The organism is Streptomyces sp. W16, from assembly GCF_033194735.1.
In the GTDB taxonomy this organism is placed as follows: Bacteria; Actinomycetota; Actinomycetes; order Streptomycetales; family Streptomycetaceae; genus Streptomyces.
The window spans coordinates 1-7776 of the sequence record NZ_JAWOAI010000471.1; the positions used below are offsets into that span (position 1 = coordinate 1).

The following is a 7776-nucleotide window of genomic DNA, read 5'->3' on the forward strand; positions in this document are numbered from 1 at the left end:
GGGCCGGTCCCGCGCCCGGTGCCGCGTCCAGGCCCGGGTCCAACGCGGCACGCAGCCGGGCGAGTTCGGCGCGCCGCCCGACGAAACTGCGCGTCTCGGGCGGCAGATTCCCAGGGTTCCCGGGAGTGTTGGAGTTCCCAGGGTTCCCGGGAGTGTTGGAGTTGCCTGGGTTCCCATGGTCAGTCCTGTCCGGCACGAGGCCAGTGTGTCCGTACGTCACCGGCTCCATGCGCGGGTCCCGGAACCCGGCCCACAGCTGCCCGGAAAAGTCGCTGTATCACCGGAACTTCCGCCCTTTTCGATCACATTCCGTCCTAGTTCGACGAGTTGTGATCGAGAGCCGGTCAACTCCCCCGTGCCGCAGGTACGGAGCCGGGAATTCCGCGATCGTCGTGGCGTGAACGCGAAGGACGTGAACGCGATGGACGGGGGACGCCGCTTGCTCGTCGCACCGGTCGGCTGTCTGCTGGCGGCCACGCCGGGTCTGCTGATCGGCCGGGTGCAGCCGATCCTGCCGCTGCTGGCGATCGGACCGCTGATGGCCGCCACCTTCCTGGGTGCCCGCCGTACACTCCTGGTCTGCTGCTGGACGGTGCTGCTCGCACTGGCGGCGGGGCTCGGCGCGGGGACACAGCTGAACGCCGGGTCCGCCGTCCGCTGGGGCGGGCTGCTGGTGGGCTGCGTGTGCAGTGTGTACGCGGCGAGACAGCGCGGCCGGCTGCGGGAACGGCTCGTGGAGGCGCGGGAGGTGGCCCGGATCACCCAGGAGGCGATCCTGCGGCCCGTCTCCCGCACCCTCTCCGGCACCCATGTCAGCACCCGCTACCACTGTGCGAGCCGCGAGTCCTCGGTCGGCGGCGACCTGTACGACGTCGCGGTGACGCCGTACGGCCTGCGGGTGCTGGTCGGGGACGCGCGCGGGCATGGGCTCGACGCGTTGCGGACGGCAGCCGACACGCTCGTCGGGTTCCGTGAACTCGCCTATACGGCACCGGACTTGACGAGCCTGGCGAAGGCGCTGGACGCCCGGCTCACCCCGGGTCTCGGCCCCGAGGACTTCGTCACGGCGGTGCTGGCCGAGTTCGGGCCGGGTGAGGTGCGGCTCGTCAACTGCGGTCATCCGGCGCCCCTGCGCTCCGGGCAGCGGCTGGAACTCCTCGAACCCCGGGTCCCCGCACTGCCGTTGGGCCTGCGCCCGGACCCGCGGCAGTACCGGGTCCGCCTCCAGCCCGGCGACCGTCTCCTCCTCTACACGGACGGCCTCACCGAGTCCCGCGCCCTCGACGGCACCCCGTTCGCCCTGCTCACCGAGTGCGCGACGGCCCTGAGCGACCCGACGCCGGACGGGGCGCTGCACGCGCTGTACGACCGCCTGCTCGCACACGCCGGCGGCCCGCCCACCGACGACCTGGCCCTCGTCCTGTGCCAGCCGACGGGAGTGGTGGCGCCGGTGCGGGTCTGAGGCCTGTGCCTGGGTCTTCGACTCGTCGAGTCTCGTCTGTCGCGGCACAACTGATGCCACTCTCCTGGGAGTTGGCGTCGCGGACGGGGCGGGTGAGGTGCCGGCCGGTTAGCCTTCGGTACGACATACCGGGGAGCGGGGGTGCGATGACAGCCGACGGGCGCCCGTTCACCGAGGCCGCCGAGGGCACGGGGCCGGCGGAACTGGACTACCGGGGGCCGCAGGGCTGGGCCACGGTGGTCCACCGCGCCCGCGTGGGACGCTTCACCCTCCTCGGCGCCGACGACACCGACCTGGTCCGGGACTTCGAGCCCGAGCAGCGCCGTACGCATGAGCCGCGCACCTGGGAGTACCGGGTGGGCCTGGCCGGACCGCAGCGGTTGCGCGTCGAAACGGCCGAGCGGTGGTCGGTCTCCGTCACCCCGCTCGTGCAGGACGAGCCCGAGGACGGGGGAGTCTTCTGCCGCCGGGGGATCGGGAACCAGACGGTCGAACTCGCCGAGCCGGACCCGCCGGGACCGGCGATCCTTGAGTTCACCAGGATCGAGAACCTTCGCCCCACGAACCTGTTTCTCCGGCTGCGCACGGACTTCGGCGACGAGACGTTCTGGCATGTGGGCGACAACGACCGCGCCAGGTTCCTGTTCGGCCACGACACCCCGGCCATCTGGTCGACGGCGGGACGGGTCGAGGTGCGCCACGCCGCCGACTGCGAGTGGCGGCTGCGCGTACTGTCGTTGTCCGCGGCCCGCCCGCTGGACGGCACCACCACCCGGGGAACCGGTGCGGAGGTCCTCGTCCACACGGGGATGACGGCCGCGCTCGCGCTGCACTCCCTGTCGGACGCGGGAAGCGACCTCGATGTGCAGGTCCACGTCGAGTCCCGCGGCTACAAGGTGACCTTGTCCACCAAACACCACCGCACCGAGGAGGGCGGGATCCTCGGACTCGGCCCCGGGCCGACGCTGCTCCAGACCGAGGGTGGTGGAGGCTGGGAGCTGCGCACCACCCCGCTCGACGCGGTGCGGACCTTCGACGGGGGATTCACCGGCACGGGTGGGAAGGTGCTCCGCTACACAGGGCCGCCCGTCACCACGCGGGTCGTCACCCGGTCCTGGCACAAGTGGTCCGGCATGGTCTCGGTCCGTACCCTCACCCCCGAACTCGGCTGGCAGGACTGGGTCATCGCCAAGGGCGGTCTGCCGGGACGGCTCCGGGGCGAGCGGCTGGACCTGGTCCCCGGAACGCTGCTGGCGGTCGCCGCACCCCATGACGGGTCCGCCTGGCGCATCCGCCGTAGCGGGGCCGGGCTCGTGCGCCGTCAGTCGCGATAGCGCGGCGCGGGCGGGTAGAAGTCGCCGTAGGGGCCCAACCACCGTTCGTGCAGGGCGCGGAGCGTGCCTGAGGCGCGCAGCCGCGCGAGCACGCCGTTGACGAAGCGGACGAGTTCGGGCGTCGCCTTCGGGACGGCGATGCCGTGCGGCTCGTAGGTGAACCGCGGTCCGGTGATGCGGGTGGCGGGGTCCTGGGCGCTCAGTCCGGCGAGGACGTTGTCGGTGGTCGACACGGCGGCCACCTCGCCCTGCTGGAGCAGCAGAAGGCAGTCGGTCCAGTCGGAGACGGTCACCGGCAGCACCTTCGGGCGGGCGCGGCGCAGCTCGGTCAGTGAGGTGGTGCCCCGGGCCGTGCACACCTTCTGTCCGGCGAGATCGGCCAGGGTCTGCACCGGGGAGGTGTCGGTGACGAGGACACGTTGGCCGGAGTCGAGGTAGTCGCTGCTGAACAGCACCTGCTCCATACGCTCGCAGGTGATCGTCATGGAGTGCGCGACCAGGTCGACCTCGCCGCGCTGCAGTATCCCGATCCGCTCTGCGGACGGCACGGCCTTGAACTGCACCCGGTCCGGCCGCCCGAAGAGGGCGCGGGAGATCTCCCGCACCAGGTCGATGTCGAGCCCGTCCAGCTGTCCGGTGTCGGAGTCGCGGTAGCCGAAGAGATAGGTGTTCTGGTCCACTCCGACGATCAGCCGGCCGCGCGCGACGATCTTCTCCATCGCCGTACCGCTCGGCATCCGGCCGCCCGGCGTCGGCATGTGGGCCGGCGGTTTCAGTGACCGCAGCGGATCGCAGTTCGCGTCGGTCGTCGTTCGTGCGCTCGCGGACGCGGACGCGCTGTCGGCAGGTGTGCGCGCCCCGGCGGATGAACGCCCGTGCGGCGCGGCCGAGTTCGCACAGGACACCGCCAACGCCATCACGGCCGACGACGCCACGACGGCGGCAAGGAGCCGGTGGCGAAACGGGGCCCGGCACGCCCCCGCGGCAGCCGACAGCCTGCCCGCTTCTCCCCGTGTCCGAAGTTCCCCCACACTGCCTCGCAGTCCTCGGAACCCAGCCGAAGACGCCGTCCGGCGCCCTGGCCCGCCACACCCTCGTCGGCGGTGACGCGTTCACGTCGACTCGCGGTTCCCCTCGTCGCGCGGAACACCACGCCGAACACCATCTTGCGGCGGAAATGCCAGCGACCGGACCAACTCCTCGGCCGCACCGAGGAGTTCGACCTCGCGCGGAGTCATCGTCGGGTTGACCGCCCGCCTCCGCCGGGCTTCCGCCAGCCCCACCTCCGTGAGGTCGGCGGGATCGGCGAGGAGCGCGGCGAGTACCGCGCGGGCCGGGTCGGCGATCGGCTGATCGTCCACGGCGACCTGGGCGAGGATGATCGCGGAGAGACCCCAGTCCAGTCCGGGGTCACCGTCCTCCGCGGTGCCCCAGTCGATAACACGGGGACCGGTCGGGGTGAGCATCACGTTCTCCGGGTGGAGGTCGAGGTGCAGGACGCGGGTGCCGGGGCGGCGGCCGGGGATCGTGTGCAACTGCCGTAGCAGCGCGGCGAGTACGGTCCCCGCCTCCCGCAGGCCGATCGAGCCCGCGGCGAGGGCCTCCAGCATGGTGGGCCCGGTCAGCCGTTCCATCACCAGGTCGGTGCGCGAGGTGAGCGAGTCCCCCGGCCGCACCCGGGGCACGGGATAGCCGTACGCGCGCACATGCTCCATCACCGCGCCCTCGGCCGCCGCGTCCCCCCAGTCCTCCCGGTCGCGGCGCAGCACCCACGCGTCGTCGATCTCGTACACGTCAGCGGTACGGCCGGAGCCGATCAGCTTCCCCGTCGTCTTCCCCGTGGTCCTGCCCGTCGTCTTCCCCGTCGTCGACATGGCCAGAACCTACCGGGACGGTCGGACCGGGCGCCCCTTCCTCACAGCGGATGCCCAGACTGGCCGTAGAGTGGCCGGGTCGTCATCACACCCGTACGGGGGAAAGCCGGTGCAATTCCGGCGCTGACCCGCAACCGTGATCCGTCCCCCTCCGGGGCCGGTGAGCCGGACCGCCCCGCACGGCACGTGACCGGCTCACACGCACCGTCGAGGAATACGGAGCCGAGCCGCCCGGGGGTGTTCCCGTGCTGCCGTGCTCCCCACAGGGGAAGGCATCCGCCGATCATGAACGTCCGCCGCAGCGCCGCGGCCCTGGCCGCCTGCATCACCGTCACCGTGATCGCCGCGGCACCTGCCGTCGCCGGTCCGTCCCCGTCACCGTCGTCCTCCGTGGCGATACCCGTCGGGCTCTACGGCACCTCCGACCCCACCTACGACGGGGTCTGGCGGCAGTCGCTGGCCATGCTCGCGCAGGACGCGGTGGGCGTGGAGCCCGCCGACAAGGCGGTGGCATGGCTGGCCGGGCAGCAGTGCGCCAACGGCGCCTTCGCGGCGTTCCGGGCCGACCCCGGCAAGGCGTGCGACGCCAAGGTCATGGTCGACACGAACAGCACGGCCGTCGCCGTTCAGGCCCTCTCGACGCTGACCGTCTCCTACGACGCCCAGGTGGCCAAGGCCGTCAAGTGGCTGAAGTCCGTCGAGAACGCCGACGGCGGCTGGGGATACTCCCCCGGCGGGGCCAGTGACGCGAACTCCACCGCCGTCGTCATGGGCGCGCTCGGCGACGCCGGAGTGACCGTGCCGAACATCCGCAAGGACGGGAAGTCGCCCTACGACGCGCTGCGGAAGCTCGCGCTGCCCTGCGACGACGGCACGGACGCGGGCGCCTTCGCCTACCAGCCCGACAAGGAGGGCAAGCTCGTCGCCAACGCGGACGCGACCGCCGCCGCCGTGCTCGGCCTGGACGGCCAGTCACTGGCCGGGAGCCGGCAGGACGACGCCGAAGCCCCCACGGGCTGCGCGAAGCCGGATCCCGACGTCCCCGAGACGGCGCTGAGCCTCAACGGTGCCCGCTGGCTCGCGAAGGCCATGGCGAAGGACGAGCATCTGACCTCCACGCTCCCCGGCGCCAAGTCCCAGCCCGACTACGGCAATACGGCCGACGCGATCGTCGCCCTGTCCTCCCTCGGCCTGCACGACCAGGCCGCGAAACCGCTGCACTGGCTGGAGACCCACGCCAAGTCGTGGGCGGCGCAGGGAGGTCCGGCCGCCTACGCGCAGCTCGTCTTCGTCGCGAGCACCGCGAAGGGCGCCGACGCCCACGACTTCGGCGGCCAGGACCTCGTCACCCTGCTCAACGCGACCGGTCCCGCCCCCAAGGACATCGAGGAGCTGCAGACCGCCGGCCCGGAGGAGAAGGCGGCCTCCGACGACAACGACGGTTCCCTGAAGGTCGCTTGGACCGTAGGCGGCGCTCTCCTCGCAGTCGCCGTCGCCGTCGCCGGTTTCGTCCTGGTCGGCCGTGGCCGCAAGCGCGGGCAGCGACAGTGACCCGCCGCCCCTCCCTCACCCTGCTCCTCACCGCACTCCTGCTCGCCCTGACCGCCAACTCCCCCGCCCAGGCGGCCGGTTACCGCTACTGGTCCTTCTGGGACCGCACCGGCACCCACTGGACCTACGCCACCCAGGGCCCCTCCACCACCCGTCCCACCGACGGCACCGTCCAGGGCTTCCGCTTCGCGGTGAGCGAGGACTCGGCAGACGCGAAGCAACCCCGGGCCCCAGCACCCGACTTCACGACGATCTGCGCCAACTCCCCTGCGGTGAAAGGAAAGAAGCGGGTCGCTCTCGTCATCGACTTCGGTACGCGGTCCGACGCCCCGTCCGACGAGACCCCACCGACCGGCCGCACCGCCTGCGCCACGGTGCCCCCCGACGCGACAACGGCGGAGGCACTGGCCACGGTCGCAAAACCCCTGCGCTACGACACGAACGCCCTCCTGTGCGCGATCAACGGCTACCCGGAGCAGGGCTGCGGAGAGCAGCTCGCCAAGAAGACCACGCCACATGAAGGCCCTTCGGTGGGCCTACTCGCGGGCACGACGGCAATCGCCCTCCTGGCAGCGGCAGCGCTATGGCAGACCCGAAGGCGCAGGCATGGCTAGGCGCAACTCCCTAAAGGGGCGCGGGCAGTATCGATGTGCGGCTCCGCCGCGTGGGCGCGACCAGCCACAACGAACCCGCAGCCGCCCAACAACAGAAAGCGGCACATCCTCACGCGCACCAAACACACCGAACTCCCTACACCCCGGCGCCTGGTGGACCTGGTCCCTGGGCCTGGCCACCGCCGCCACCCGCACCACCAACCCCCTCCTCCTCACCCTCCTGATCACTGTCTCCGCATACGTCGTGGCAACGCACCGCACCCCCGCCCCCTGGTCCCGCTCCTACGCCGCCTTCGCGAAACTCGGACTCGCCGTACTCCTCATCCGCCTGGCCTTCGCGATCGTCCTCGGCTCCCCCGTCCCCGGCACCCACACACTCCTCACGCTCCCCGAAGTCCCGCTCCCCCACTGGGCGCAGGGCATCCGCCTCGGCGGCAAGGTCACCGCCGAGGGACTGCTCTTCGCGCTCTACGACGGCCTGAAGCTGGCCACGCTGCTCATCTGTGTCGGCGCGGCGAACGCCCTCGCGAACCCGGCCCGTCTCCTCAAGTCCCTGCCGGGCGCCCTGTACGAGACCGGCGTCGCGGTGGTCGTGGCGCTCACCTTCGCCCCGAACCTGGTCGCCGACGTCCAGCGTCTGCGCGCCGCCCGCCGTCTCCGTGGCCGCCCCGACCGGGGCCTGCGCGGCCTGCTGCAGGTCGGACTCCCGGTCCTGGAGGGCGCGTTGGAGCGCTCGGTCGCCCTCGCCGCCGCGATGGACGCGCGCGGTTACGGCCGTACGGCCCAAGTGCCCGCCTCCGTACGGCGGACGACGGCTGCCCTCACGCTCGGCGGGCTGCTGGGCGTGTGCGCGGGGACGTACGGGCTGCTCACCGCCGAAGGCGGCGTCTACGGGCTGCCGTTGCTGCTCGCCGGGGTCGTCGCCGCGGCGGCGGGGCTGA

Annotated in this window: 7 protein-coding genes and 1 pseudogene; 5 read left to right on the forward strand and 3 right to left on the reverse strand. The window is 72.2% G+C overall.

What is annotated here, in order from left to right; genetic code table 11:
- Positions 1–196: pseudogene (locus tag R6V09_RS40660) on the reverse strand (hypothetical protein); the annotation flags it as partial.
- A 201-nt stretch (positions 197–397) separates the two neighbouring features.
- On the opposite strand from R6V09_RS40660, the gene R6V09_RS40665 reads away from it, so the two are divergent.
- Positions 398–1462 carry a PP2C family protein-serine/threonine phosphatase gene (locus tag R6V09_RS40665; RefSeq protein ID WP_317886517.1) on the forward strand — a complete coding sequence of 355 codons (1065 nt, stop codon included), beginning with the start codon at positions 398–400 and terminating at the stop codon, positions 1460–1462.
- A 146-nt stretch (positions 1463–1608) separates the two neighbouring features.
- Entirely contained in the window at positions 1609–2796 is a 1188-nt protein-coding gene (locus R6V09_RS40670) for a hypothetical protein (RefSeq protein WP_317886518.1), read from the forward strand.
- Here the strand turns inward: R6V09_RS40670 and R6V09_RS40675 are convergent.
- A complete protein-coding gene (locus tag R6V09_RS40675; RefSeq protein WP_317886519.1) occupies positions 2784–3554 on the reverse strand; it encodes a glutamate ABC transporter substrate-binding protein in 771 nt (256 codons plus the stop codon). The genes R6V09_RS40670 and R6V09_RS40675 overlap by 13 nt on opposite strands.
- A 354-nt stretch (positions 3555–3908) precedes the next feature.
- Complete coding sequence (locus R6V09_RS40680; RefSeq protein ID WP_317886520.1) at positions 3909–4670, reverse strand: phosphotransferase; 762 nt, start codon at positions 4668–4670, stop codon at positions 3909–3911.
- Between the two features lie 285 nt (positions 4671–4955).
- Here R6V09_RS40680 and R6V09_RS40685 point away from each other — a divergent pair, with 285 nt between their 5' ends.
- The 3 genes from R6V09_RS40685 to R6V09_RS40695 all read left to right on the forward strand — a co-directional run.
- The gene (locus R6V09_RS40685; RefSeq protein WP_317886521.1) at positions 4956–6221 is read left to right on the forward strand and encodes a prenyltransferase/squalene oxidase repeat-containing protein; all 1266 of its coding nucleotides are present in this window, start codon (positions 4956–4958) and stop codon (positions 6219–6221) included.
- On the forward strand, positions 6218–6835 hold the full coding sequence (locus R6V09_RS40690) for an SCO2322 family protein (RefSeq protein WP_317886522.1): 618 nt from the start codon (positions 6218–6220) through the stop codon (positions 6833–6835). Before R6V09_RS40685 ends, R6V09_RS40690 begins: the two co-directional genes overlap by 4 nt.
- Positions 6828–7776 (forward strand): energy-coupling factor transporter transmembrane component T (locus R6V09_RS40695; protein WP_317886523.1); only part of this gene is annotated, 949 nt, incomplete at its 3' end. The genes R6V09_RS40690 and R6V09_RS40695, both read left to right, overlap by 8 nt.